This window comes from Streptomyces sp. NPDC005820 (genome assembly GCF_040630255.1).
GTDB lineage: Bacteria > Actinomycetota > Actinomycetes > Streptomycetales > Streptomycetaceae > Streptomyces.
This window is the reverse complement of record NZ_JBEXXE010000031.1, coordinates 15,003-38,342: the sequence shown is the minus strand read 5'-3', so window position 1 is coordinate 38,342 and position 23,340 is coordinate 15,003. Positions and strand designations below refer to the sequence as shown.

20 protein-coding genes and 1 pseudogene are annotated in these 23,340 nt (G+C 69.8%); 11 read left to right on the top strand and 10 right to left on the bottom strand.

Annotated elements, in window-relative coordinates; translation table 11 throughout:
* Positions 1-59 precede the first annotated feature (59 nt).
* Complete coding sequence (locus ABZ464_RS32960) at positions 60-1,268, top strand: DMT family transporter (RefSeq protein ID WP_359283047.1); 1,209 nt, start codon at positions 60-62, stop codon at positions 1,266-1,268.
* Here ABZ464_RS32960 and ABZ464_RS32955 read toward each other — a convergent pair.
* On the bottom strand, positions 1,258-2,418 hold the full coding sequence (locus tag ABZ464_RS32955) for a transglycosylase family protein (RefSeq protein ID WP_359283045.1): 1,161 nt from the start codon (positions 2,416-2,418) through the stop codon (positions 1,258-1,260). The genes ABZ464_RS32960 and ABZ464_RS32955 overlap by 11 nt on opposite strands.
* Positions 2,419-2,580: 162 nt before the next feature.
* Between ABZ464_RS32955 and gndA the strand changes: the two genes are divergently transcribed.
* A complete protein-coding gene (gene gndA / locus ABZ464_RS32950) occupies positions 2,581-4,020 on the top strand; it encodes an NADP-dependent phosphogluconate dehydrogenase (protein ID WP_359283043.1) in 1,440 nt (479 codons plus the stop codon).
* Between the two features lie 404 nt (positions 4,021-4,424).
* Here the strand turns inward: gndA and ABZ464_RS32945 are convergent, their stop codons facing one another.
* Together ABZ464_RS32945 and panD are read right to left on the bottom strand one after the other, a co-directional pair.
* The gene (locus tag ABZ464_RS32945) at positions 4,425-4,772 is read right to left on the bottom strand and encodes a GNAT family N-acetyltransferase (protein ID WP_359283041.1); all 348 of its coding nucleotides are present in this window, start codon (positions 4,770-4,772) and stop codon (positions 4,425-4,427) included.
* Between the two features lie 49 nt (positions 4,773-4,821).
* Entirely contained in the window at positions 4,822-5,241 is a 420-nt protein-coding gene (gene panD / locus ABZ464_RS32940) for an aspartate 1-decarboxylase (RefSeq protein ID WP_359283039.1), read from the bottom strand.
* 736 nt (positions 5,242-5,977) lie between these two features.
* Here panD and ABZ464_RS32935 point away from each other — a divergent pair.
* The 3 genes from ABZ464_RS32935 (at position 5,978) to ABZ464_RS32925 (ending at position 12,346) form a co-directional block, all read left to right on the top strand.
* Entirely contained in the window at positions 5,978-8,281 is a 2,304-nt protein-coding gene (locus ABZ464_RS32935) for a hypothetical protein (RefSeq protein WP_359283037.1), read from the top strand.
* A gap of 466 nt (positions 8,282-8,747) precedes the next feature.
* Positions 8,748-9,785: a hypothetical protein gene (locus ABZ464_RS32930; RefSeq protein WP_359283034.1), complete on the top strand. Its 1,038-nt coding sequence runs from the start codon at positions 8,748-8,750 to the stop codon at positions 9,783-9,785.
* Positions 9,755-12,346 (top strand): hypothetical protein, encoded by a 2,592-nt coding sequence (locus ABZ464_RS32925; protein ID WP_359283032.1) that lies wholly within the window; start codon positions 9,755-9,757, stop codon positions 12,344-12,346. The genes ABZ464_RS32930 and ABZ464_RS32925 overlap by 31 nt, the downstream gene beginning before the upstream one ends.
* 205 nt (positions 12,347-12,551) lie before the next feature.
* Here ABZ464_RS32925 and ABZ464_RS32920 read toward each other — a convergent pair whose 3' ends face one another.
* The 3 genes from ABZ464_RS32920 to ABZ464_RS32910 all read right to left on the bottom strand — a co-directional run bounded on the left by ABZ464_RS32920 (position 12,552) and on the right by ABZ464_RS32910 (position 13,852).
* Positions 12,552-13,211 carry a nucleotidyl transferase AbiEii/AbiGii toxin family protein gene (locus ABZ464_RS32920; protein WP_359283030.1) on the bottom strand — a complete coding sequence of 220 codons (660 nt, stop codon included), beginning with the start codon at positions 13,209-13,211 and terminating at the stop codon, positions 12,552-12,554.
* Positions 13,208-13,570: a hypothetical protein gene (locus ABZ464_RS32915; RefSeq protein WP_359283028.1), complete on the bottom strand. Its 363-nt coding sequence runs from the start codon at positions 13,568-13,570 to the stop codon at positions 13,208-13,210. The genes ABZ464_RS32920 and ABZ464_RS32915 overlap by 4 nt, the downstream gene beginning before the upstream one ends.
* 153 nt (positions 13,571-13,723) lie before the next feature.
* Entirely contained in the window at positions 13,724-13,852 is a 129-nt protein-coding gene (locus tag ABZ464_RS32910; RefSeq protein WP_281261912.1) for a hypothetical protein, read from the bottom strand.
* A gap of 46 nt (positions 13,853-13,898) precedes the next feature.
* Between ABZ464_RS32910 and ABZ464_RS32905 the strand changes: the two are divergent.
* The 6 genes and pseudogenes from ABZ464_RS32905 to ABZ464_RS32880 form a co-directional block, all read left to right on the top strand.
* Positions 13,899-14,175, top strand: a pseudogene (locus ABZ464_RS32905) (transposase); the annotation flags it as partial.
* Positions 14,176-14,351: 176 nt separating this feature from the next.
* Positions 14,352-15,644, top strand: a complete 1,293-nt coding sequence (locus ABZ464_RS32900; protein ID WP_359283025.1) for a helix-turn-helix transcriptional regulator — start codon at positions 14,352-14,354, stop codon at positions 15,642-15,644.
* A 13-nt stretch (positions 15,645-15,657) separates the two neighbouring features.
* Positions 15,658-16,416, top strand: a complete 759-nt coding sequence (locus ABZ464_RS32895) for a toll/interleukin-1 receptor domain-containing protein (protein WP_359283023.1) — start codon at positions 15,658-15,660, stop codon at positions 16,414-16,416.
* The gene (locus ABZ464_RS32890) at positions 16,413-18,431 is read left to right on the top strand and encodes a hypothetical protein (RefSeq protein WP_359283021.1); all 2,019 of its coding nucleotides are present in this window, start codon (positions 16,413-16,415) and stop codon (positions 18,429-18,431) included. Before ABZ464_RS32895 ends, ABZ464_RS32890 begins: the two co-directional genes overlap by 4 nt.
* A complete protein-coding gene (locus tag ABZ464_RS32885) occupies positions 18,428-19,504 on the top strand; it encodes a hypothetical protein (protein ID WP_359283018.1) in 1,077 nt (358 codons plus the stop codon). Before ABZ464_RS32890 ends, ABZ464_RS32885 begins: the two co-directional genes overlap by 4 nt.
* A gap of 44 nt (positions 19,505-19,548) precedes the next feature.
* On the top strand, positions 19,549-19,992 hold the full coding sequence (locus ABZ464_RS32880; RefSeq protein WP_359283016.1) for a hypothetical protein: 444 nt from the start codon (positions 19,549-19,551) through the stop codon (positions 19,990-19,992).
* A gap of 195 nt (positions 19,993-20,187) precedes the next feature.
* Here ABZ464_RS32880 and ABZ464_RS32875 read toward each other — a convergent pair whose 3' ends face one another.
* The 4 genes from ABZ464_RS32875 to ABZ464_RS32860 all read right to left on the bottom strand — a co-directional run bounded on the left by ABZ464_RS32875 (position 20,188) and on the right by ABZ464_RS32860 (position 23,280).
* The gene (locus tag ABZ464_RS32875) at positions 20,188-20,535 is read right to left on the bottom strand and encodes a hypothetical protein (RefSeq protein WP_359283013.1); all 348 of its coding nucleotides are present in this window, start codon (positions 20,533-20,535) and stop codon (positions 20,188-20,190) included.
* Positions 20,532-20,894 (bottom strand): hypothetical protein, encoded by a 363-nt coding sequence (locus ABZ464_RS32870; RefSeq protein WP_359283011.1) that lies wholly within the window; start codon positions 20,892-20,894, stop codon positions 20,532-20,534. Before ABZ464_RS32870 ends, ABZ464_RS32875 begins: the two co-directional genes overlap by 4 nt.
* 504 nt (positions 20,895-21,398) lie before the next feature.
* Positions 21,399-22,076 carry a response regulator transcription factor gene (locus tag ABZ464_RS32865; RefSeq protein ID WP_359283010.1) on the bottom strand — a complete coding sequence of 226 codons (678 nt, stop codon included), beginning with the start codon at positions 22,074-22,076 and terminating at the stop codon, positions 21,399-21,401.
* Between the two features lie 25 nt (positions 22,077-22,101).
* Entirely contained in the window at positions 22,102-23,280 is a 1,179-nt protein-coding gene (locus ABZ464_RS32860) for a histidine kinase (protein ID WP_359283007.1), read from the bottom strand.
* Positions 23,281-23,340: the final 60 nt, after the last annotated feature.

Sequence of the window (23,340 nt, the reverse complement as noted above, 5' to 3'; positions counted from 1 at the left end):
AAAGCCGACCGTTCGCCGCGCCGGGTCCCGGGCCCCGGCCTCACGCAGAGGAGCAGCTCATGAGCGCCCTCGCGTTGTCCGTGGTCCTGTCGCTGGTCTCCGCCGTGGCGTACGCGTCCGGCGCGATCGTGCAGGAGCAGGTCGCGGTGTCCTCGCCGGACGGGGAGTACGCGCCGCTGCGCCGCCCCGGCTGGTGGGCGGCGGTCGTGCTGAACGGCCTCGGCGGGCTGCTGCACGTGGTGGCGCTGGCCTACGGTCCGCTGAGCCTGGTGCAGCCGCTGGGCGCGCTGACCATCGTGTTCGCGCTGCCGATGGCCGCGCTGTTCGTCGGCCGCAGGGCCGGGGCGACGGCCTGGCGGGGCGCGATCATGGCGACGGTGGGTCTGGCCGGTCTGCTGTCCCTGGTCGGCGCCTCCGACGCGCAGTCGCTGAGCACCCCGCAGCGGGTGAGCGTGGCCGTGGTCACCGCCGGTGCGGTGGCGGCCCTGATGGTGGCCGGGCGGGCCGCGCACCGGCATCCGGCCGTGCGCAGCATGCTGCTGGCGACCGCGTCCGGCATAGCCTTCGGCATGTCGTCCGTCTTCACCAAGACCGTCGCGGTCGACTGGACCGACGGCGTGTCGACGGCCGATGTGCCCTCCCTGGCCGTGATCGGCGTGCTGGCCACGGCCGGCATGCTGCTGTCGCAGGCCTCCTACCGGGGCGCGGGCCTGGCGGCGCCGCTGGCCACGCTGACCGTGGTCAACCCGGTGGTGGCCGCCGCGGTCGGCATCACGATGTTCGGCGAGACGTTCCGGTACGGCACGACGGGCACCGTGCTCGCCCTGGGCTGTGGAGTGGTGGCGGCGGGCGGGCTCATCCTGCTGACCACCGAGCGTCTTCAAGGAGGATCCGCTGTGGCCGGGGCTGTGGCCGCACCGGCGGAAGTCGCAGCACCGGCGCAGGCCGCAGCACCGGCGGAACCGGCTCTGATCGCGGGGGACGCGGTGGCGGCGCCGCTCATGGCGGGACTGCCGGAGGATCTGCTGGCGGCCGTGGAGATGCGGGAGGGCATGCGGCAGGAGCGGCGGGAGAAGCCGCTCGTGCCGGTCCAGGCCGGGGAGCCCCTCGACGACCTGGACAGCCTGGACGGCCTCGCCGACCTCGACGAGGCGCCGGACCAGGACCGGGCCGACCGGCCGGTGGTGTTCCTCCAGAGCCCGCTCTGGAGCGCGACGTACATCCCGATGCCGGCCGTCGACCGGCATCGGGTCCGCGTCAAATCCTGACGCCGCCGGCCCGCAGATAGGCCAGCGGGTCGACATCCGAACCGAAACCGGGCCCCGTCCGCACCTCGAAGTGCAGATGCGGGCCCGTGCTGTTGCCGGTGGAGCCGGAGCGCCCGATGCGCTGGCCGCCGCCCACCGACTGCCCGTCCCGCACCGAGATCGCGGACAGGTGCGCGTACTGGGTGTAGCGGCCGTCGGCGTGCCGGATGACCACCTGGTAGCCGAAGGAGCCGCCCCAGCCCGCGCTGACGACCTTGCCCGAGGCGACCGCCTTCACGGAGGTGCCGGTGGGGACGGGGAAGTCGACGCCGGTGTGGTAGCCCTTCGACCAGGAGGAGCCGGTCGCGTGGTACGGGGTCCCGGTGGCCGCGGCGACGGGGGCGACCAGGGAATGGCCGGTCTGCGCCTTGTCGTCGGTGTCGGATTCCTGCTCGGTGCGGGATCTGGACGTGCTCGGACTCGTCGTGGGGGCGGAGGTCCCCGCCGGGGCGCGCAGTTTCAGCCGCTGGCCCGGCAGGATCAGGTCGGGATCGGCGCCGATGGTGGTCCGGTTCGCGGCGTAGAGCCGCCGCCAGCCGCCCTTGACGTCCTCGGTGTCGGCGATGCCGGAGAGGGTGTCGCCGCGGACGACGGTGTACATCTCGGCGGTACCGGCCCGGGACTGGGGGGTGGCCTGGGGCTGTACGTCCTTCAGCGAGGTCTTGGCCGACTTGCCCGACTTGGCCGCCGTGGTGCCGGAGGTGCCGTTCGGGTGGATGTCGGGGGTGTCGCCGCCCCGGGTCAGTCCGGCGCGCACCGAGCACACCGGCCAGGCGCCCGGCCCCTGGCCTTCGAGGACCTTCTCCGCGACGGCGATCTGCTGGTCCCTGGTGGCCAGGTCCGCGCGCTGGGCGTACCGCTTGCCGCCGTACGCCTCCCAGGTCGACTGGGTGAACTGCAGGCCGCCGTAGAAGCCGTTGCCGGTGTTGATGTGCCAGTTGTTGCTGGACTCGCAGGCGGCGACCTTGTTCCAGGTGTCCACGTCGGCCGCCTGGGCCGCGCCGGCTCCGATGAGCGGTATCGCCATACCGGCGCCGCCCGCGGTGACCGTGAGTGAGGCCCGGTTGATCCTGTTCGGCTGGTACCGGCGGTGCCGGCCGCGTACGGCCATGGAGTTCCCCCTCGACAAGCGTCAGGAGGGGCAAAAGTACGGGCCGTTCACAGCCCGTGACAAGACCGCAATCAGCCGCTCCCGGTGCACCCATGGACGCGGGAAACCCGTAAGGATGGCCTAGGACGAAACAGACGGGCACCACCCCTAGGAGCCAGCCCTATGAGCACTACAGCGCAGATCGGTGTGACGGGACTCGCGGTCATGGGCCGCAATCTCGCCCGCAACTTCGCGCGCAACGGTTACACGGTGGCGCTGCACAACCGGACGGTGGCGCGCACCCACGCGCTGGTGGAGGAGTTCGGGCACGAGGGCGCGTTCGTGGCGGCGGAGACCGCCAAGGACTTCGTGGCGGCGCTGGAGCGGCCCCGCCGCCTGGTGATCATGGTGAAGGCCGGGGAGCCGACCGACGCGGTGATCCGGGAGTTCGCCCCGCTCCTCGAACCCGGCGACATGATCATCGACGGCGGCAACGCGCACTTCGCGGACACCCGGCGCCGGGAGCGCGAACTGCGCGAGCAGGGCCTCCACTTCGTGGGCACGGGCATCTCCGGCGGCGAGGAGGGCGCGCTGCACGGGCCGAGCATCATGCCGGGCGGCTCCACGGAGTCGTACGGCTCGCTCGGCCCCATGCTGGAGAAGATCTCCGCGAAGGCGGCGGACGGCGCGCCCTGTGTCACACACGTCGGGCCGGACGGCGCCGGGCACTTCGTGAAGATGGTCCACAACGGCATCGAGTACGCCGACATGCAGCTGATCGGCGAGGCGTACCAGCTGCTGCGGGACGTCGCCGGGTACGCGCCGGCGCAGATCGCGGAGATCTTCCGGACCTGGAACCGGGGCCGGCTGGACTCGTATCTGATCGAGATCACGGCCGAGGTGCTGTCCCATGTGGACGCGGCGACCGGGAAGCCGTTCGTGGACGTGGTCGTGGACCAGGCGGAGCAGAAAGGCACGGGCCGCTGGACGGTCCAGATCGCCCTCGACCTGGGGGTGCCGGTGTCGGGGATCGCGGAGGCGGTCTTCGCGCGGTCGCTGTCCGGGCACGCGGCGCTGCGGGAGGCCTCGCGGGGGCTGACCGGACCGAAGGCGGCGCCGCTGGGCGAGGCGGAGGCGGCGGCGTTCGCGGACCGGGTGGAGCAGGCGCTGTACGCCTCGAAGATCGTGTCGTACACGCAGGGGTTCCACGAGATCGCGGCCGGCGGCGACGAGTACGGCTGGGACATCGACCTCGGCGCGGTCTCCGCGATCTGGCGGGGCGGGTGCATCATCCGGGCGGCGTTCCTCGACCGGATCCGGGCGGCGTACGACGCGCGGGCGGATCTGCCGAGTCTGCTGTCGGACGAGACGTTCGCCGCGGAGATCGGTGCGGCGCAGGACGACTGGCGCGAGGTGATGGTGGCGGCGGTGCGGCAGGGGGTGCCGACGCCCGGGTTCGCTGCGGCGCTCGCGTATTACGACGCGTTGCGGGCCGAGCGGTTGCCTGCGGCGCTTACGCAGGGGCAGCGGGACTTCTTCGGGGCGCACACGTATCGGAGGGTGGATCGGGAGGGGGCGTTCCACACGTTGTGGGGTGGGGACCGGTCGGAGGCTGGGGCGTAGCGCCTGGTCAGGAGTGCGGGTGGGTGGGGGCTGGTCGCGCAGTTACCCACGCCCCCGGCTGGGTTGCGGTGGGCGGTGTTCGGAACGTGCCGCCCACCCGCTGCTACGTCAGCGGCGGGCCCGGTTCCGGGTTGGGGACTGGTTCCGGGCCCGGGGGGATCGGTGACGGTGAGGGCTCCGGGGGTGGGCCCGGCATCGGGGGCGGCTGGGGGGCCGGTGGGGGTTCGGGGGTCGGCACCGGGGTGGGGTACGGGTCCGGAGGGCCCGGTGTCGGGGTCGGCGGGGCGGGGTCGGGTGGGGTGGTCATCGTGTCCTCCGGCCAGTCGTGTCGCTTGGCTCTGGACTACTCCCCCGCGTACCCGGCGCCGCCCCGGACACTCACCCGGGTGGGCCCCGGTCGGCGGTCAGAAACGGCCGGGATGGGCGCGCAGCCAGTCCTTGGCCGCGGCCAGCAGGGCGGGGTCGGCCGGCGGGGCCTCCTCCGGGTGGCGGGCGGCCCACTTCACGACGTACGGGCAGAGAGGCGCGACCGGGACGCCCTCACGCGCGGCGATGCCGTACAGCTCGCGTGCGAGGGAACCCGCGATGCCCTGGCCCTCGTGGGCCGGCTCCACGATGGTGTGCACCGGGACGAGGGCGGGGGCGGGCGACTCCAGGACGAAGTACTCGATACGGCCCACGACCTCGCCCGCCCCGCCGAGGGCTTCGAGACGGCCCGCCGCCCGGTCGTCGCGGATCTCGATGTCGCTCATGGGCACTCCCGGTGCGATGGGGGGGCGGACGGTCCGGCCGACGCGTCGCTCAGACGGAGACCGCCTGCGGGCTGCGCCGCTGGTCGGAGCCCGGTACCGGCTCCGAGGCGTCGGCCCCGAGGGCCACGATCCGGTTGTCGCCGTCCACGTGCACGACCCGCGGCTTCAGCGCCCTCGCCTCGGCGTCGGTGACCTGAGCGTAACTGATGATGATCACCAGATCTCCGGGGTGGACGAGATGGGCGGCGGCACCGTTGATCCCGACCACGCCCGAGCCTCGCTCACCCTCGATGACGTAGGTCTCCAGCCGGGCGCCGTTGGTGATGTCGACGATGTGGACGAGCTCACCGGGCAGCAGATCGGCGGCGTCCAGCAGATCGGCGTCGATGGTCACGGATCCCACGTAGTGCAGGTCGGCCTGGGTGACGGTGGCGCGGTGGATCTTGGACTTGAACAGAGTACGCAGCACTTTGGACTCCTGGGGGACGGCTCCCTGCCTGCTTTGTACAGGTCAAGGGCGGTCTCGACCTTACACCGACACCCCCGTGAGATGTTTGTGAGGAACATCGCTCCGGTCAGGCGAGACGGCTTCCTACCTGGGCTTCCCCTTCGCTCAGGCATCTGTTGGGGACGATCGCCCCAGAACTCGCGGGGACTCATGCTGACCGGATGCTGACTTACCTGACGAGCTATCAGATGTGTGGGAAACCTCTCTGCACAAGGACGACGTCTGCCCACGCACCACCAAACTGTCGGGCACCGACATCGCTCCGGTGCACGGGACACGGCCCCTTTGGCCATCAGCCGGTCGACGCTCGACCGCTCCGGAAGTCGGCTCGCTGGTTGCCGCCCGCCCGAGGCCCCTCGGCAGCGTGGAACTCGCGAGCGACGGCTTCCCGCCCGGCGGCTTCGCGAGCAGGAGGCGTGGTAGGAGACCGACCCCGGCCGGTGGCGCACGGGCCCCCTTCGGCGCGGGGAGCGGAAGCGTGTACGGGCCCGGTGCCGACGTTGCTGCAAGCGAGCAGGACTGAGCGCCTGGGATGCGAACGTCTATTCCATGATCCGCAGGACCCACCAGCATGCGGCCAGTGCGCGACGCGATGGCGCGGAGCAGCAGGATCTCCCCCGGCGTGGTCATCCTGGAACTGGACGACAGCTGACGCCCTGCAAGCCAACTCTCGAAGAGGACCACGAACCAGGGCTCGTTGCTCGCGCTGAAGCGCGAGAATCGTCGCATGGTTCGCTCGTTCTTCCGCAACTCTGTCTCCGACCGCGAGGATGCAGGGCGCCTGCGCAGTCAAGCAGCTGAGGCCAAGCACACCGCCGCAATGCAGGCAGCCGGATACGAGCCGCTGGAGCCCTATCCCGGGAGCGGGCAACCGTGGCGGTCCCGGCACCTGGCGTGCGGAAGCATCGTCTCCCCGCGACCGGCGTACCTCAGCGCCGGCAGGGTCGGGTGCACGGAGTGCGCGAAAGAAAGTCGCCGGGCGATTTTCCAGGAGCGCGCCGGCGGGGCCGAGCGGGCCGAGGCGGACATGCGGTCGGTCGGTCTGGAGCCGCTGGAGCCGTACCTCAACAGCCAGACACCGTGGCGCTGTCGCTGTACCGCGTGCGGGGCCGTCGGCACACCCCGACTGTCAGCAGTCCGGAACCTGATCAAGGAGGGGACGGCGTCTGGCTGCGCCACGTGCAATCGCAGGGTCCGCGGCCGGCGGCAGCGCGAGGCCAACGCCGAAAAAGCGGAGGCCATGATGCGCGAGGCAAGGTACGAGCCGCTGGAGCCGTACGTGTCCGCCGCCGCACCGTGGAGCTGCCGCCATGCGACGTGCGGCGAGGTGGTCCGGGTGAAGGCGTCGAGCGTCCGCAGCGGCTACGACCCGTGTCCGGTCTGCCGGGCGGAGGGGTACAAGCAGCGGGCTGCTGCCCGCCGTACCGATGCGGCTGAGGCCACCGCTCTGATGCGGGCGCACGGCTTCGAGCCGCTAGAGCCGTATCCCGGCTCTTCGGTGGGCTGGCACTGCCGCTGCACCACGTGTGGGAAGGAGTCGAAGCCCGTGTACTCCGGCGTCAAGGGCCGCGGGTACGGCTGCGGACACTGCGCGGGAAGCGCGCCGCTCGACCCTACGGCGTGCGCGGCCGAGATGCGGGCGGCCGGGTTCGAGCCGCTGGAGCCTTACCCCGGGAGTGACAAGCGGTGGCTGTGCCGCTGCCCGGCGGGGCACGAAGTGCACCTTCGGCTGACCGGTGTCCGTACCGGCAAGGGTTGCCGAATGTGCGCTACCCACGGCATCGACCTGACCGGGCCGGCGAAGCTCTACGTGATCACTCACCGGGAGTGGAACGCGGTCAAGGTCGGCATCGGCGCCTGCACCGGCTACACCTCCCGTCTCCTGCAGCACGAGCGTCAGGGGTGGAAGCTGTACCGGGCCGGCGACTATGCGACCGGGGCTGCCGCCTACGACGTCGAGCAGGCCGTCTTGGACCGCCTGCGGAGCGCCAAGCTGTGCCCGTTCCTCACCAAGGAGGTCATGCCGAACGGGTGGAGCGAGACCTGCTCCACTGACCGCGTCAGCGCCGGCGAGGTGTGGGCCATGGTCGAGGAGGAGACCCGCCGCTCACCCGGCGCCTACGCTCCGAGGGCGGGTGCCCGGCCCCGGGCCGCCTTCATGTTCGACGCGGAGGCTGCCGCCGAGGAGATGCGCGCCCGCGGGTACGAGCCGCTCGTGTCCTACCCAGGGCGTACGAATGCGACCTGGCCTTCTCGGTGCACCACGTGCGGGCACGAGGGCCGGCCCACCTTCAACGCCGTACACAACGGGGGCCAGGGCTGCCGCGTCTGCCGGACCAGAGCGGCCCAGGCCAAACGTGCCGCCGCGACCGCCCCCAAGGCGGTTGAAGTGATGCGCGCGGCCAGGTTCGAACCGCTGGAGCCCTACCGCACCAGTCAGACCCCCTGGCACTGCCGCTGCACCACATGCGGCCGCGAGAGCACCCCCACCTACTCCAACGTCAACAACGGAGGGAGTCGCTGCCGTTTCTGCTCCTCTAAGTCATCGAACGCCGAGCAAGCTGAGGCCGAGATGCGCGCGGCCGGGTTCCAGCCGTTGGAGCCCTACCCGGGCCGGGCCACGGACCCATGGCACTGCCGCTGCTCCTGTGGGAACAAGGTCATGACGCGTCTGTCCTTCGTCCGGTCAGGAACGACGGGGTGTAAGAAGTGCCCTCGGGCCGGCGGTCGAACTGATCCGGCGAAGGCTGCTGCCGAGGTCCGCCAGGCTGGGTTCGAGCCCCTGGAGACCTACCCTGGCAAAACCACCGACCGGTGGCGCTGCCGCTGTGCGTGCGGGGCCGAAGCCACGGTGACCTTGACCAACCTCCGACGAGGCCGAACCCGGTGCGGGACCTGCTCCAGGGACGGCACCACACCTGCGACCGGCACACCACCTGGATCGGAAGCCTCCACACAGACACCAACGACAATCTGTGGGACACCGCGCCAGGCCAGCTGACTCTCCCCTACAGCAGGGCGGGACCGTTCATGGCAACGCGCGGATCACCCGGCCTTGTCGGCATCTCCGGCCTGGGCCACGGGAGACCCCCGAGCTCGCCTTCGATGACGCGCCCCTCCCCGATGGGCTCGGGCCGGATGCCGAGCAGCAGGAACGCGCGCAGCGGAAGGGCATGACCGCCGACGAACTCCAGGCGCGCTACCGCATGCGATGGATCCCGGACTGACCGACAGCTACCCTCTCCCCGCCCGCAGATGCGCTCCGGCAGTTCGGGCTGACCTGGGCGGCGACCGCCGCCAGCGCGATGCGATGCTCCCCCAACGACGTGGTCACCTGGCACGGTAGCTGGGCGTCGAAACCCAGTGGACGTAGCCACGTGCGGGGGCAGTGGCCACCCGCGGCGTGCGGCAAGATGCTCTCACGTGGCGATTTCCGCTGCCGCGTTCGTTCAGTCAAGGGGGCAGCAGTGTCCGGTGGCGGGGCCACGCATGCGTTCGACTGGTTCAGCATCCGTTCGTGGGCCGGCAGTCAGGACCGTGCCTTCGAGGAGCTGTGCTTTCAGCTGCGGGGCGCTGCCCCGCCTGGATGGGTCACGGTCAAGACCGCTGCGCCCGACGGGGGTGTGGAGTGGTATGACAAGGCCACTGATGGGCGGTGCCACGGCCACCAGGTCAAATTCGTCCATGACGTCCAGCGGCTATTGCCCCTCGCTGGCGAGAGCGTCGCAGCTGTGGGCCGTAACCGAGGAGTGCGGAACGTCGTCCGACTGACGTTCTGGGTCCCCTTCGACCTGCCTGACCCGGCACACAAGGTCAAGGGTAAGCCGGTACGGGGGGCCAGACAGCGCTGGAACGACGAGGTCGCCAAGTGGAAGCGCGAGTTGCCTGGCGTTGGGGACATCGACATCGACCTATTGGATGGTGGCCACCTGCTGGAGCGCTTGTTGGAACCGGGCAACGAAGGGCGTCAGTGGTTCTTCTTCGAGCAGCGTGCGCTGGGCTTGGAGTGGCTGCGTGAGCGACAGCGAGTTGCAGAGAACATAGCCCACGACCGCTACACGCCCCAGCATCATGTGGCGTTGCCGATCGCGTCAGTCATTGACGGCTGCGCCTTGTCGTCGACGTTCCGGGCGCGCCTGGAAGCGTGTGCGCAGGATCTCGTGGACGCCATGCCTGGAGTGCCCTCGCTGGCACGAGTCCTACCTGCCGGGCTGAATGAAGCGGGCAGAGCACCATTCAACGAGCTGTACGCACAGATGTCCGACGGGGTTGCCAAGGCGACCGAAGGTGCCCTTGAGTTGCTCTCGGTAGCGCGCGAGGTTGGCCCGGGGTGGATGCCGGCCTCGGCAATGGCCGCTGCGGCTGCGCAGGTGGCCCGACTTCTGTCAAAGGCTCAGGAGGCGGGCCGCCAGATGCAGGATGTGTCCAACGAGGCAGCACATTCGGCGACAACGAAGCGGCCGCCAAATGGGAGATGGACCAAGAGGTCCTGGAGGCAGTACTAACGGTCGCCACCCAGCCCGGCCACCGCCTCAACGCCGACGAGCTGCATCGCAACCTGCTCAGCCACTCCCCCGCCGACCGCGACGCCTGGTGGGGCATCGACACCTACTCGATGCTGAACGAGACCTCGGCCCTGCACCGGTTGCTGCGCTGGGCGGAGCAGCTTCCCACTCCGGACCGCGTTCGCCCTCTACCGGCCCCCGCCACCACGTGGGTGCGGCGGCCGGGCGCCTTCATGACGGCCACAGGTTCAACGCAGGAGCCACCCGAGGAAGTCGCGCGGCTCGCCGCCGTCACCCTGGTGTGGACGTTCACCTCCCCCAACCGCTTTCTGCGCGACCGCGCCACCAAGGCAGCCATCCAGCTCCTCCTGGGATATCCCGATGTGCTGGTCGGGCTGCTCGACCAGTTCCTCGACCAGGACGCCGCGTTGGTGGACGACCCCTACCTCTTCGAAAGGCTCGTTCTGGCCGCCTACGGCGTTCTGGCCCGAACCGATGCATCGCGCAGTCAGCCCGAACTGCTGGCCCGCGTTGCACGCCGGGTCCTCGACAGTGCCTACGGCAATGCAGCTGGGGCGGCTCACGCCTCGCGCAACGCCCTGCTGTGCGACGCCGCCACCCGAATCGTCAGAATGGCACATCAAACAGGGCGTGTCAGCGACGAGGAAGAAGCACGCACCCACCATCCCCATGCGTGCCCGGAGGTTGGGGAAGCCCCGGATGAGAACACTCTTGATGCCCGCTACCCCATTCGCGGAGAGGCCGGGGAGCGCCTTTGGGCGAGCCTCAGGTCCTCCTTCTCGGGACTGGCGGACTTCACCAACTACGAGGTGCGCCCCGCAGTCGACCATTTCAGCGATCTACCTCTCACCACTCCCCGTCCTCCGCAGCCCGACTCCGCACCGCTTGTACACAAGGCTGTTGCCCTGTTCCGGGACAGCTTGCCTGCAGCCGTCCGAGACGTCCTGGCATCGGACGAAAGCATCAGAACGCTCCTGAAGAACAGCTGGCGGCAGCAGCAAGTCCTCAACGAGGGGCAGCAGCAATTGCTCGCCGCGTGTACGCCAGCCCCGACCCGCGAACAGCTACTTGCCGCAGCCACTGTCGACAAGGAGTGGGCCAGCCGCTGGGTCCTCGACAACGCCGCCCGCCGCGGCTGGACGCCTGAGAGGTTCGGTGCCATCGACGACATCTACGGTCAGGGCCGCGGCGGGCGGGAAGACCACAAGGCAGAACGCTTCGGAAAGAAGTACTCCTGGCTGGGTCTTCATGAACTGGTCGAACGCCTCGCCAACCATCGACACATGAAACACGGACCGACGCGCCAGTTCACCTACTATCCAGGCGCTGCGGCACTGTACCTGACCGACATCGATCCCACGCTCCTGCCGGCCCCTCGTCCCCTGTCCGAACCGGTCGACGCCGTCCCGGCATCCGACGCGGACACCCGTCACGACACCTTCCGCCCGACTGTCCTCGACAATCAGTGGAACCCGCCCGCTCCCTCGCTGCCCGAACGTGACCGACTCGAAGAGTGGATTGAAGGCACCGAAGAGCTGCCAGACCTCGCACAACTGGGCAGCCGTACCCTGGACGGAGCTGTCTGGGTCGTACTCAACGAGTACGTCTCCGATCACGCCGCCGGGAAAGACTGGACCGGCCAGGCAGAACAGTGGCACATCGTGCACAGTTGGCTCGTCGAGGACGCCCAGCACGAACAGGTCATGGAGTTCCTGAGTTCGCGCAGTCTCATGGGCCGCTGGATGCCGGAACCCCCCGCCTGGCATGCCGTCTACCTGGGCGAGCTTCCCCTGCTCGAACACGACACGGATGACGGCAACACGCTCTCCCACACCGACTACTCAATCGGCGACTCCGAACCACCCGCCACACTCACCGGCGGCCCCATTACGAGCGACGCCGACAGCGGCTCTCCCACAGTTGTCGATCCCAGCAATCTGGACGACGAGGAGATTCTCGACCTTCTGGAGCAGTTCAAGGGCCGCCGCACGAAGACAGCCCTCACTGACGAGGACCGGCTTGCCAATCTGCACAAGCTGGCCGCCCAGTGGTCCAAACCTTTACCGGTCCCCGCGTCCCCAGCAAGGCTCGCCCGCACCACCGACGGCTCCCCCCTCAGGGCCTACCCAGCCTTCCAGGAGTACTCATGGAGCAGCAGCGGTCACGACTGCTCCATGGAAGCCCCTGCCGGCTTGGCCCTCCCCTGCACGCGGCTCATGAACGGAGCCGGTCTATACCGCGACCCCGACAACGGCAACTGGCATACCTCGGAAGGCCAACTGGTCGTGAGGGCCCTGCGAGGCACCAGGCCCACCGGAACGATCAACACACTCCTGGTCCGGCGGGACTGGCTTACTGAGCGTCTCGAGCAGCTACAGATGCGGATTGTGCTGGGCATGTTTGGCGAACGTCAGCCCCGCAGCAGTGACCACCTGCGCACCTGGCGTGAGTACAGCCAGACCGCGCTCCTTACCCTAGATACAGGCGGGCTCGCAGCGTCCCGGCTCCTCTCCGAGGTTCGGCGGAACCCGGGGCTCTGACTCCCGCGTACGGCCGCTGCCCGGGGTGTGCCATACCGCAGCCCGGTTTCACCGTGAGCCCACTGCGGGGTATCGCTCGGCTGCCCTGCACATCCGCCGTGCAGGGCAGCCACCCACCGTGGTGGGCTCCGGGTTGGAACCTACTGGCTACACCGCATGCTCTCGCTGCAACGGCGGTAGAGGGGATGGACACGATGACCGCCTCTCAGGCGTTCTCGTCATGGATCCGCGCACCCAGATCCTCCGCCCACTCCAGCGCCCACGCCTTGAGTTCTTCGATCTGCCGGGAGGTGAGCCCGTAAGCGGTGTAGTCCTCATCCTCGTACCAGTCCGCGCCGATAAGCCGGTCCCTAAGGTCTTCAAGGCTGAACTCGTCGTGGGCGCGACGGCGGCCCAGGGATTCGAGGTCGGCGGTGGAGCGGTGGCGGGAGGCTGCCTGGACGTCGATGAGGTCACGGACGGTGCCGCGGTCGGCGAGGGCACGGACCTTGGTGCCGATCACGTCGTCGAGGGAAAGAACGGGGCCGTAGGGGGTCTGAGCGGGAGGGGCCCAGAACGCCTCCTTGAGGACGTCGACCTCGCACTCCTCGCCGGTGTCCGGATCGGTTACGAGGAAACGGCCGCTGAGCGGATCGGTCTGGACGTGCGTGGTCTGCCATCCGCGCGCGCTGAGACCTGCTGTGAGTGAGGCGACGATCTCCTGCATCGGAGCGGGGTTCTCGGTGGCGACGTCGAGGTCGCGGCTGAAGCGTTCGACCAGGCCGTGGGCCTGCACGGCGTATCCGCCGGTGAGGACCAGAGGGTAGGGGGAGCCGAGGTCGAGGATGTCGGCGAGGAGACGCTCGTGGAGCGGAGTGAGCTTCACGCGGCGGTCGTGTCGGCCGGAGCGGTGCGGAGCAGCTCAGGGAAGGCGTCCTCCCAGACCTCGCGGATGTAGGGACTGACCAAGCGCCGCAGGACAAACCACTGCTCGGTGAGCAGCCGGTGGTGCAGGAGGGCCACCAGGTCCTCACTCAGTCCTTCGGCGAGGACAGTCCGGTAGAGCGTCATGCGGGACTTCGGACGGTCCAGGCTGTAGCTCGTCCGCCCGGACCAGACGATGTGGAGCGGCAGGTCCACGTTGCCCTCGACGGGGCCGGCCAGCTCCTGCAAACGCTCGGGCAGTCGGCTGCGGTAGCGGTCCCGCAGCACCTCGGCGCGGGGAGCGGTGATCGTCGGGTCCATGCATCCAGTATCGCTGCTGGGAGGCGGCGGCATGGCGGATACGGGGCTCTTCTGTCGTACGTACGGGTCGGGCGCCGCCCGCCCCTCCCTCGGACGCTCATCATGGCCTAACGTACAGCCCCAGGTGGCGTAGCAACCGGCTGCCCTGCCGACCTAGGACCAGCCCCGCTCGCGGGCGCGGGTGATCGTGGCACAGCAGGTCACGCGGAGGACCGCCGCGATGGAGTCGGCTGCGGCTTCCGTCTCGGCGTCGGGAATGACGACGGTCCCGAGGAGGCCCATGGCGCCGGCGCAGTGGACGAGAAGGCACCCGGCGGGCGACGGTCAGGGCATCCCGCTCGCGGTGTCGCTGACCGGCGGTAACCGTGGGCGACGTCACCCGGTTGCCGCCTCTGCTCGACAAGATCCCGCGGGTAGCGGGACCGGTCGGCCGCCCGCGCCGACGGCCTGATGCCCTGCTCGCGGACCGCGGCTACGACCATGACAAGTACCGCAGTCTTGTGCGGGCTCTCGGCATCACACCGGTGATCGCCGAGCGGGGCGAGGACCACGGCAGTGGCCTGGACGTCTTCCAGTGGGTGGTCGAGCGCACGATCGCCTCCCTTTTCGGCACGACTTCCAGATAGTCCGTTTCTCCGGTCCTCCCTGCCGCGCATGTCGCGTTCCCATGTCGGAGAAGGAAACGGGAAACAGCATCGATCGTCTTGTCCGCCCCGGCCAGACTGCCGCACGCTACGTGCAGCGCCGACTCGGCCGATGGCGGGAGGGGTTGGAGGTTTCCGTGCCACAGCCGTCCACCGGGTTCGGCGAGGAGTTGAGGAAGCGGCGTCTGGAAGCAGGGCTCAGCCTCACTGCCCTGTCGGGCTCCGTGCACTACAGCAAGGCGCAGTTGAGCAAGGTGGAGCGGGGCCTGAAGGCCCCCAGCCGCGACCTCGCCCGCCTGTGTGACGCCGCCCTCGGGGCCGGCGGGGCCCTGCTGTCCCTGCTCGTACCAGAGACCACCGACCCGCCCGTCGATCCGGCGCCGGGCTTTGTCCACGAGGAGGACTGGATGATGCAATTGTCGCCGGACGGCCCGAACACCTTCCAGCCCTTGAGTCGACGGGATGCCCTGGGCGCCGGTGCCGCTTCGCTGATGGCGTGGCGGTCGGACAGCGCGGGCCCGGCCTCGCCGGCCGCGGGCGCGGAAATGGTGGAAGCCTCCCGCTCGCTGTTCACCCACTACCGCAGACTCGGCCAGACGGTGGCGCCCGGTCTACTCCTGCCCGTTCTGATCGCACAGACCCACACCCTGCGGGAACTGTCCGCCCACTGTGACAGCGGCACCCGTCGCCACATGCTGGCCCTTGGCTCCCGGTACGCCGAATACGTCGGCTGGCTGGTGCAGGAGACCGGGGACGAGCGGGCAGCTCTGTGGTGGACGCAGCGCGCGGTCGATCTGGCGGCCGCCGGCGGCGACCGGGCACTGGCGGGTTACGCGCTGGTCCGCCGGGCCCTAATCACGCTGTACCGGGACGACGCCGAGCAGACAGTCGCTCTGGCCCGTCGCGCACAGAGCAGGGCCCTGCCCCCGCGGATACGCGGGCTCGCTGCACAGCGCGAAGCCCAGGGCCACGCCCTGGCGGGTGACCGCCGGTCCTGTCTGGACGCGCTGGACCGCGCGCGTGCGCTTCTTTCTCTCCAGGACGAAGGGACTGACGAGCCGGTGATCGGCACCATGCACCTTCCCGATCCGGTCGGCATGGTCACCGGTTGGTGCCTGGTCGATCTCGGGCAGCCGCGGGAGGCAAGCGAGGAACTGGACCGACAACTCGCCCTGGTCGGCGGGGACGCGGTTCGCACCCAGGTCAGGTACGGCGTCCGCCGCGCACTCGCCTACGCGTCGGCCGGCGAGATCGACCACGCCTGCGACCTGGCGGCGCCTCTGCTCGACGGAGTGGAGGCCGTGGGTTCCGCCACGGTCACGACCGACCTGAGACGGCTCGCCCGCGCCCTGGCGCGCCACGCGAACCATTCCTCCGTACGCCGGCTGGGACCGCGACTCGGCACGTTGTCGCGCCCCTCCACCATCTGAAGGAGTCACTGGCATGCCCCACGTGTTCATCAACTACCGCACCGGCGACGGCGAGCGGACCGCGGCCCTCCTCGACCAGGAGCTGTCACGTCGCTTCGGCCAGGACCGCGTTTTCCGCGCGTCCAGGTCCATCAACCCAGGGGACGCCTACCCCGAGGTTCTCCTGACCGCGTTACGCCACAGCTGCGTGCTGCTGGCCGTCGTAGGACCGGACTGGACGAACTTCCGCAGTCGGTTGCAAGATCCCGACGACTGGGTGCGCAAGGAGATCGAGGCCGCGTTCGAGTGCGGGCTCATCGTCGTTCCCGTGCTGGACGGCCGCAAGACCGACCGGCTGAACAAAGCGGCCATGCCCCCCGAGCTGGCGCGGCTCGCCGATCTGCAGTCCGTACCGTTCGACAGCACTCACGACACCGAGGCCGGCGTCCGGCGTATCGGTGATCTGGTCGCCGAGCTGGTGCCCGAGCTGCGGGACCTGATCGAGCCCGGCGAGCCGTCGCCGGCGTCGACCAGCGTGCACAACTCGATCGGGGACGTGAGTGGAACGTCCGTCCAAGCGGGCGACTTCAGCGGTGACGTCGGCGGCACGATCGTGAAGAACTCCCACGGCACGGTCCACACGGGCAGCGGCAGCATTTACAACAACTCACGCCATGTGTCGGGCGACCGCTACATCTCGGGCACCGGGACGACCTACACCGAGGGCGACCACCACGGGGACGTCCACCAGCGGTTCGGGGAGACGGAGCGGCCCCAGGACGACCGACGGTGAGCAGAGAACACACCACCCGGGTCGAGAGCACGCGGGGCGTCACCCACACGGGCGACGGCCACATCTACGTCAACCTCGGCTCCGCTGCCGACGAACCCCGAAAGCCGGTCTTCCGGCAGCTTCCCGATGATCAACTGCGCTGGATCCGAAGGGTGTTAGTCGCTCCGGTCAACATGGGAAGGGCACGCAACACACTTGAGGAGACGGGCACCGTCATCCTCGACGGTGCTCCCGGCAGCGGTCGCTCGGCCACGGCTCGCGTACTGTTGCGCGAACACCACCTTCCCGACGGTGCCTTCCGCGAGCTCCTGCCCGCCGAGCGGGACGAGCTGCCGCTGTACGACGACCCGGCTTTCGTCGACCCGGGCGACCGGCTGCTGCTCGACCTGTCCACCGCGGAGGCCGGTCTGTGGCATGCGGCCCGGGGCGGCCTTCCCGCCCTGCGCCAGACGGTGCGCGAGCGGCGGGCCCATCTCGTCGTCGTCATGCCGCACGAAGGGGCCCTCGATCCCGACCTGCAGCACTTCCGTGTCGAGATCGGACCGCCAGCTTTCCCCATGGAGGTTCTCAGACGACACCTGCGCGCCCACGGCGTGCCGTGCGAGCAGTTTCTCCGGAACGACGTCACTGTCGACGAGTTCCTGAGCGAACGCAAACCCATGCGGGAGATCGCCGACTTCGCCGACCGCATACGCCGTGCCCGCGAAACGGCCGGTCCCGGCGAGGGATTCCCCGAGTGGTGCGCGGCCGCGAAACGTGCGCGCGCCGGGCGCCGCGCCGAAGTCGCCGACCGCGTCGCCGGTTTGCCCGACGCCTCCCAACGCGCCCTGATGGTCGCCGTGTCCATGCTCCACGGCGCGCACGCCGACGTCGTCCACCCGGCGGCCGCACTTCTGCTGAGCACGGTCGGGGCCCCCGAGGAGGAGACTCCGCTCCTCCAGCGCAAGGACCTCGCCCAGCGGCTGTCGGAGATCTCGGCCCGCCCCGGGCCGGACGGTCGCGTGCGGTTCACCGAGCTGGACTACGACTCCGCCGTCCGCGCCCATTTCTGGGACCACATGCCCGACCTGCGGCCGCACCTCGGCGCGTGGGCCGCGCGGGTCGTCGAGTCGAGCGACCCGCATCTCGTGCCGGACGTCCGCGACGGACTGGTGGCCCGGCTGGCGGGTGAGTATCTGCGAACCGGGCGGCCCGACGCGCTCGCCGCGCTCGCCGAACGGTGGAGCGCACAGGGAGCGGGCAGAGCCCGGTCGGAGGCCGCGGTCCAGGCGCTCACCTGCGGTCTCGCGGACCCCACCCATGGCAGGGACTTCCGTGAGCGGATCTACCAGTGGTGCGCGTACCGCCGGCTGACCGGTGAGTTCGCCCAGGTGCTGGTCCAGGTCTGCGCCGACGTCCTCGCGCTGGACCATCCGGACCACGCCCTAATCCGGCTGCACCATCTCGCCCGGCGTGAGCGCGGCACGGCCCATGCGCTGCAGGCCCTGTGCGACCTGGTGGCCGGCAGCCGACGGCTACGCCGAAGGCTGCTCGACCGGCTGGCACGCGGCGACCTCGCACCGACCGACCTGGCCATCTTTCTGCGCGTCAGCGATCCGGAGCCGCTCACGGACCGCTCCGTCACCACTCGCGCTCTGGTCGACGAGGACGGGGTACGACGCTCGCTGATCACGTGCTGGCGTGCCGTGCTGACCCACGCGGTGTCGCGGCCGGAAGGCCGACCCGTGGCACCACGGGCAGAGATACAGAGCTGGCTGCACTGGACGGCCGAGGGCGCCGGTGACCGGGGGGAGGTCCTCCTCGACCTGCTGGTCGCTGCCGCCGACCGATGCGGGGAGGACCGGGGCGCGGCGTTCGCCGCGTTGTACGCGTCCGCACGCCAGGCGGAGTTCGCTTCTCCGGGCGTCGGCGCCCACTCCACTGAGACGACCGACCTGTTGCTCCACAAGATCGGCGTGGCACAGAACCTCGGTCCTGCCGCCCCGTCGGCACCGGCCAGAAGGGGGCGATCATGACGACCGCACGCAAGACGACGACCGTGTTCCTCACTGTTATGTGCGGCCTGCTGCTGACCATCGTCGGCCTGGTGCAGCGATGGCCCGGCTGGACCTGGCTGGCGCTGGCCGCGCTTCTTCTCGTGCTGCCCGCGGTGACCTTCCGGGTGGCCTCGCAGCGCCGCGGCCCGGTGCCGGTCAGCTTCGAGGAGCAGCTCACGGCTGCCCCGGTGGAGCGAACTGAGTACCGCGTCAACCGAGTCGCGCTCCCGAGCCTCTGGGACGACTACCACTTCGTCTTCTCGGCGACCGTACGGTGGTGCTTCGCCGACGGTCCGGGGCGCGGCACGGTCGTCAACCCGGCCGGCCTCGCCGTCGACGCGGTCCTCAGCCGGGCCCGCGCGATTGCCGAGAAGCGGGAACCCGGCCACGCCTCGCTCCTTCAGCACGAACTCGGTGGCGCCCTCAGCCGCATGTGCCCGGATTCCACGGGCCACCTCCGGGCGATGGCGGAGGACATCAACCTCACGTTGCCCGACGAGGACCAGGAGCGTCTGGATCGGCTCGCCGGCGTGCGCAAGGACGAGGCGGTCTGGGAGCACCAGCGCAAGTACGAGCAGAGCAAGCGCCGGTATCTGGGCGAGGACGCCCTCAAGGACACCGGCAGCGCCGTCGTGTGGTGGCTCACCAGGAACGACGAGCACGTGGCGAAGACCGTGGCCGACCTCCCCTTGCTGGCGCAGCTGACCTCCGCTGCCAACGACACCGACATCCCCGAGCGCCTGCTCGAGATGCTGCCGAACCGGCCAGGAGGACCCTGGACGCCGGACATCGGCACGGAGTCTGCCGATCTCCCAGGCCGTGAGCCCTCGGCTGCAGACCACCTGTCGGGGTTCTTCGAAGCTATGGGCTTCACGGAGGACGACGACCGGCGGGCGATGCTGGCCCGACAGTTCTCGCAGCTCATCGAGCAGCACAACCGCCACGAGACAGCGGAGGACCTCCTACGTCGATTCGATCCGCCGAGACCTCCCGCTCCCGAGACCGGAGCGGAACCGGCGCCCGACCCCGGGCCGCCGGCCGACACGGTCTGACCGTCGACCGGGACATTTCATCCCTGCGCATCCAGGAGGACGCGATGGACGCAGAACTGGCCGCGATGGCGGCATCGGGGGCCACCACCCTGGTCTCCCTCATGGTCACCGATTCCTGGACTCACGCCCGCGCACTGATGGGCCGGTTCCTGGCACGTGCGGGCGCGGACACCGTCGCGATCACCCGCCTGGACGACGCGCGTGCGCGGCTGCTCCTCACGGGCACCGCGGCGAACGAGCGCGCCGCGTCCGGCATCGCGGCCGAGTGGCAGACTCGTCTCTGCGGGCTGGTGGAAGCCGGGGCGCTCACAGGCGAGGAACTGAGTGCTCTCGGGGCGTCGCTGCGCCGACTGGCGGCCGCCGCAGCGGGCCGCCCAGCAACGGTGCACAACACCGTCTCCGGCGGCACCCAGCACGGCCCGATCGTCCAGGCCGGCACCGTCACCGGCCTGGCCTTCCCGCCGGATCCGTCCCCGCGCCGGGAATAGGGCTGAAGACCGGACCGGGTGTCCTGTCGACGCCGGGCTCCCGATCTCTTACGCCGCCTGCCATATTTCACTGGTGGTCGGTCCGCGAACGGACGGGCCCCGCTGGACCCCTACCATCGCCGAAGGCTGCGTTCGCACATCAGGCGCACCCCCAAAGCGTCACAGGACCCCGGACCGCATGAGGCGTCGACCGCCTCACCGGGCCAGCGCAACCCATCTCTTCCATCGGCTCCGTGTAGTAGCTGCTCGGACCACGCAGTAGATAGCCCCCTTCGTGGTGCCGTGCTTCTCCTCGTACCGCTCCATCGCCTCACGCACGGAGCGCGGCAGGGGAACCTCCCGGAACTCCCCCGCCTTGCGATGCTTCAGCTTCACCGGCCTGTGCGTGTTGGAGTGGATCTGCTCGTGCACCCGGTAGACATCGCCCGCCACGACATTGTTGATGTTCACCGCCCGGGCTTCCCCGTTGCGCAAGCCACAGCCCACCATCATCACGATCTCTAGCGCAAGGAAATTGTCAGCGGCTTGCAGTGCCTTCTTCACCTAGCGAGCGCGGGGATGACCGCCTTCTCCCGGACGTATTCCGGTTCCTGGACGCCCTTCACAAGGTCGTCCGCCATAGCACCCTTGCCATATGCGTCCCGGAGGACCGCCTTGAGGACGCGGAAGATGTTCACCTGGTTTCCGCGCCCCACCCCGTCCGTCTCCAACTCGTCCATGAAGCGCTCGACCACGATGGGCGTAACCGAGTTCAGTTTCCGCGATCCGAGACGAGTAATGATGTGCACGTTGATGGAGCTGTCCACGTGCCATCCCGTCGAGGGCTCCGTCATCTTGCGCTGACGAGGCCGCCACTGCTTCGCGTATTCCGCGATCGTCTGCTGACCGAGTTCGCGGCGCACCTCGGCAACGGATGGCGCCGTTGTCTTCTTCTCCGCGTGGATCTGCGTGAGACGCTCGATAGCGTCGTCCTGCGTGTCGTAGTCGGCCTCTTCACGCTGCTTGCCGAGAGAGTCCCGGAACCGAATCGTGTACGGGTGCGGGCAGCGGGTCGGTCTGGAACAACCGCACTCCTTGAAGAACTACCCCATCCCACGAGCGAGCTGTCGAGCCACGCATCAAGCCTTCCGAGCAGGACCATGGGCGGCGCAGCAGGCCCTGCCGTAGGTGCAGGTCAGCATGCCGGACACCGTCCGGTCTGATGCTGACCTTTTGCTGACCTGGAGGCCGCTATCAAGCCTCTGACCTGCAGAAATACCCAGACGCTAGATCTTGGACTTGAACATGGTCCGGAACATGGAGAGACTCCCGATCTGTCTGCTCCCTGCCTGCTTTGTGCAGGTCAAGGGCGGTCTTCACCTTACAGGGCACGTCGGATTCGAAGACTGTGAGGAACATCGCGGTGTTCAGGGCTGTGTTTCTCCGGCGCGGACCAGACCGCTTTCGTAGGCGATGACGACGAGTTGGGCGCGGTCGCGGGCGCCGAGTTTGGTCATGGCGCGGTTGGCGTGGGTCTTGACGGTGACGGGCGTGACGAAGAGCCGTTCGGCGATCTCGGCGTTGGACAGGCCGGTGGCCACGAGGGACATCACCTCGCGCTCCCGCGGGGTGAGCGTGGCCAGGCGGCCGGAGTCGGCGAGCACACCCGGGGACGGCTGGGCGAGGAACCGGGCGATCAGTCTCTTGGTCGCGCCGGGAGAGAGCAGCGCCTCGTCCGCCGCGACGAGCCGGATGGCGTCCAGGAGCTGGGCGGGTTCGATGCCCTTGCCGAGGAAGCCGCTCGCGCCGGCCCGGAGTGCTTCCACGACGAACTCGTCGACCTCGAAGGTGGTGAGGACGAGTACTTTCACTCCGGCCAGGTCCTCGTCCCGGCCGATGAGCCGGGTGGCCTCGATGCCGTCGACCCCGGGCATGCGGATGTCCATCACCACGACGTCGGCCTGCTCCGACCGGGCCAGTCGTACGGCTTCGCGGCCGTCGGACGCCTCCGCGACGACTTCCATGTCCGGTTGCGCGTCGATGAGGAGCCGGAAGGTGCCCCGCAGCAGAGCCTGGTCGTCGGCGAGCAGGACGCGAATCGTCATGGGCGGCGGTCTCCTCATGGGTGTGTCAGACGGTGGTGGGGGCGAGGGAGAGCGGCAGTTCGGCGACGACCCGGAAGCCTCCTTCGCGCCGGGGGCCGGCTGCGACGGTTCCTCCGACGGCGGTGGCGCGCTCGCGCATGCCGATCAGGCCGTGGCCGGTGCCGGTCCCCTTGGCCGTGTGGGGCGGACCGTCGTCCGTGACGGTGACACGCAGGGTCGTGGCACCGTAGTCCAGGCTCACCTCGGCGTGTGCCGCGGAGGCGTGTTTGTGGGTGTTGGTGAGGGCCTCCTGGATGATGCGGTAGGCCGTCAGTTCGGTGGAGGGCGCAAGCAGCCGGCGTGCACCTGTGCTGAGCACCGTCACGGACATACCGCCGCCGCGCACGCTGCTGATCAGAGTGTCCAGGTCGGCCAGGCCGGGGATGGGGGCCCGGGAGTCGGGTGCGTCGTCGGGCTGGCGCAACAGGCCGACGGTGGTCCGCAGTTCGTCGAGGGCGGCACGGCTGTTGTCCTTGATGTGGGCCAGGGCCTCGTACGCCCGGCCGGGGTCGGTGCGCATGAGGTGGTGGGCCACCCCCGCCTGGGCGTTGACCAGCGTGATGTGGTGGGCGACCACGTCGTGGAGCTCACGGGCGATGCGCACGCGTTCCTCGGTGACGCGGCGCCGCGCCTCCTCCTCCCGGGTCCGCTCGGCGCTTTCCGCGCGTGCTTCGACCTGTGCGAGGTGCCGGCGGCGGCTGCGGACGGCGTCGCCCAGGCCGGTGGCCGCGATCGCGAAGTCGAACCGCAGCAGACTGTTTCCCACGAGGAGCGGCTCGTGGTGGGTGGCGGCGTAGACCCCCGTGATCGCGACGGAGGCGGTGACGCCGGTGATCCAGGCGGTGCGTCGGCTGCTGAGGGTGGCGAGCGTGTACAGGGCGACGAGGCTCGCCGCCGGGGTCGAGGCGCGGTCCGGGTCCAGGGCCGTGCCCGCCAGATCGATCGCCAGGGTGAGCACCGTGACGGGCAGCGGCCGGCGGCTCCGGAACACGAGGGGGACGCAGGCCAGCGCCGTCCAGGCCACTCCCGCCGCCCGGGGCGCGTGCCAGCCGGACCTGCCCGCGGCCGTCGCGGCCAGGGCGATGACGATCAGCACGACCGCGGGGACCGCGTCCCTGATCCGTTCGTGGCGGGCCAGCCACCGCCTCATCACTGTCACCTGCATTTCCTCAATGTACGAAGCGCGGGCCGACGACGGGCCGGATCCACCGCGGCCGGCCGCCGG

Excerpts from the sequence above, each read along its gene's own strand:
- ABZ464_RS32960 (WP_359283047.1), top strand. The coding sequence starts at position 60 with ATGAGCGCCCTCGCGTTGTCCGTGGTCCTGTCGCTGGTCTCCGCCGTG.
- ABZ464_RS32955 (WP_359283045.1), bottom strand. The coding sequence starts at position 2,418 with ATGGCCGTACGCGGCCGGCACCGCCGGTACCAGCCGAACAGGATCAAC.
- gndA (WP_359283043.1), top strand. The coding sequence starts at position 2,581 with ATGAGCACTACAGCGCAGATCGGTGTGACGGGACTCGCGGTCATGGGC.
- ABZ464_RS32945 (WP_359283041.1), bottom strand. The coding sequence starts at position 4,772 with ATGAGCGACATCGAGATCCGCGACGACCGGGCGGCGGGCCGTCTCGAA.
- ABZ464_RS32925 (WP_359283032.1), top strand. The coding sequence starts at position 9,755 with ATGGACCAAGAGGTCCTGGAGGCAGTACTAACGGTCGCCACCCAGCCC.
- ABZ464_RS32915 (WP_359283028.1), bottom strand. The coding sequence starts at position 13,570 with ATGGACCCGACGATCACCGCTCCCCGCGCCGAGGTGCTGCGGGACCGC.
- ABZ464_RS32910 (WP_281261912.1), bottom strand. The coding sequence starts at position 13,852 with ATGGGCCTCCTCGGGACCGTCGTCATTCCCGACGCCGAGACGGAAGCC.
- ABZ464_RS32895 (WP_359283023.1), top strand. The coding sequence starts at position 15,658 with ATGCCCCACGTGTTCATCAACTACCGCACCGGCGACGGCGAGCGGACC.
- ABZ464_RS32885 (WP_359283018.1), top strand. The coding sequence starts at position 18,428 with ATGACGACCGCACGCAAGACGACGACCGTGTTCCTCACTGTTATGTGC.
- ABZ464_RS32880 (WP_359283016.1), top strand. The coding sequence starts at position 19,549 with ATGGACGCAGAACTGGCCGCGATGGCGGCATCGGGGGCCACCACCCTG.
- ABZ464_RS32865 (WP_359283010.1), bottom strand. The coding sequence starts at position 22,076 with ATGACGATTCGCGTCCTGCTCGCCGACGACCAGGCTCTGCTGCGGGGC.
- ABZ464_RS32860 (WP_359283007.1), bottom strand. The coding sequence starts at position 23,280 with ATGCAGGTGACAGTGATGAGGCGGTGGCTGGCCCGCCACGAACGGATC.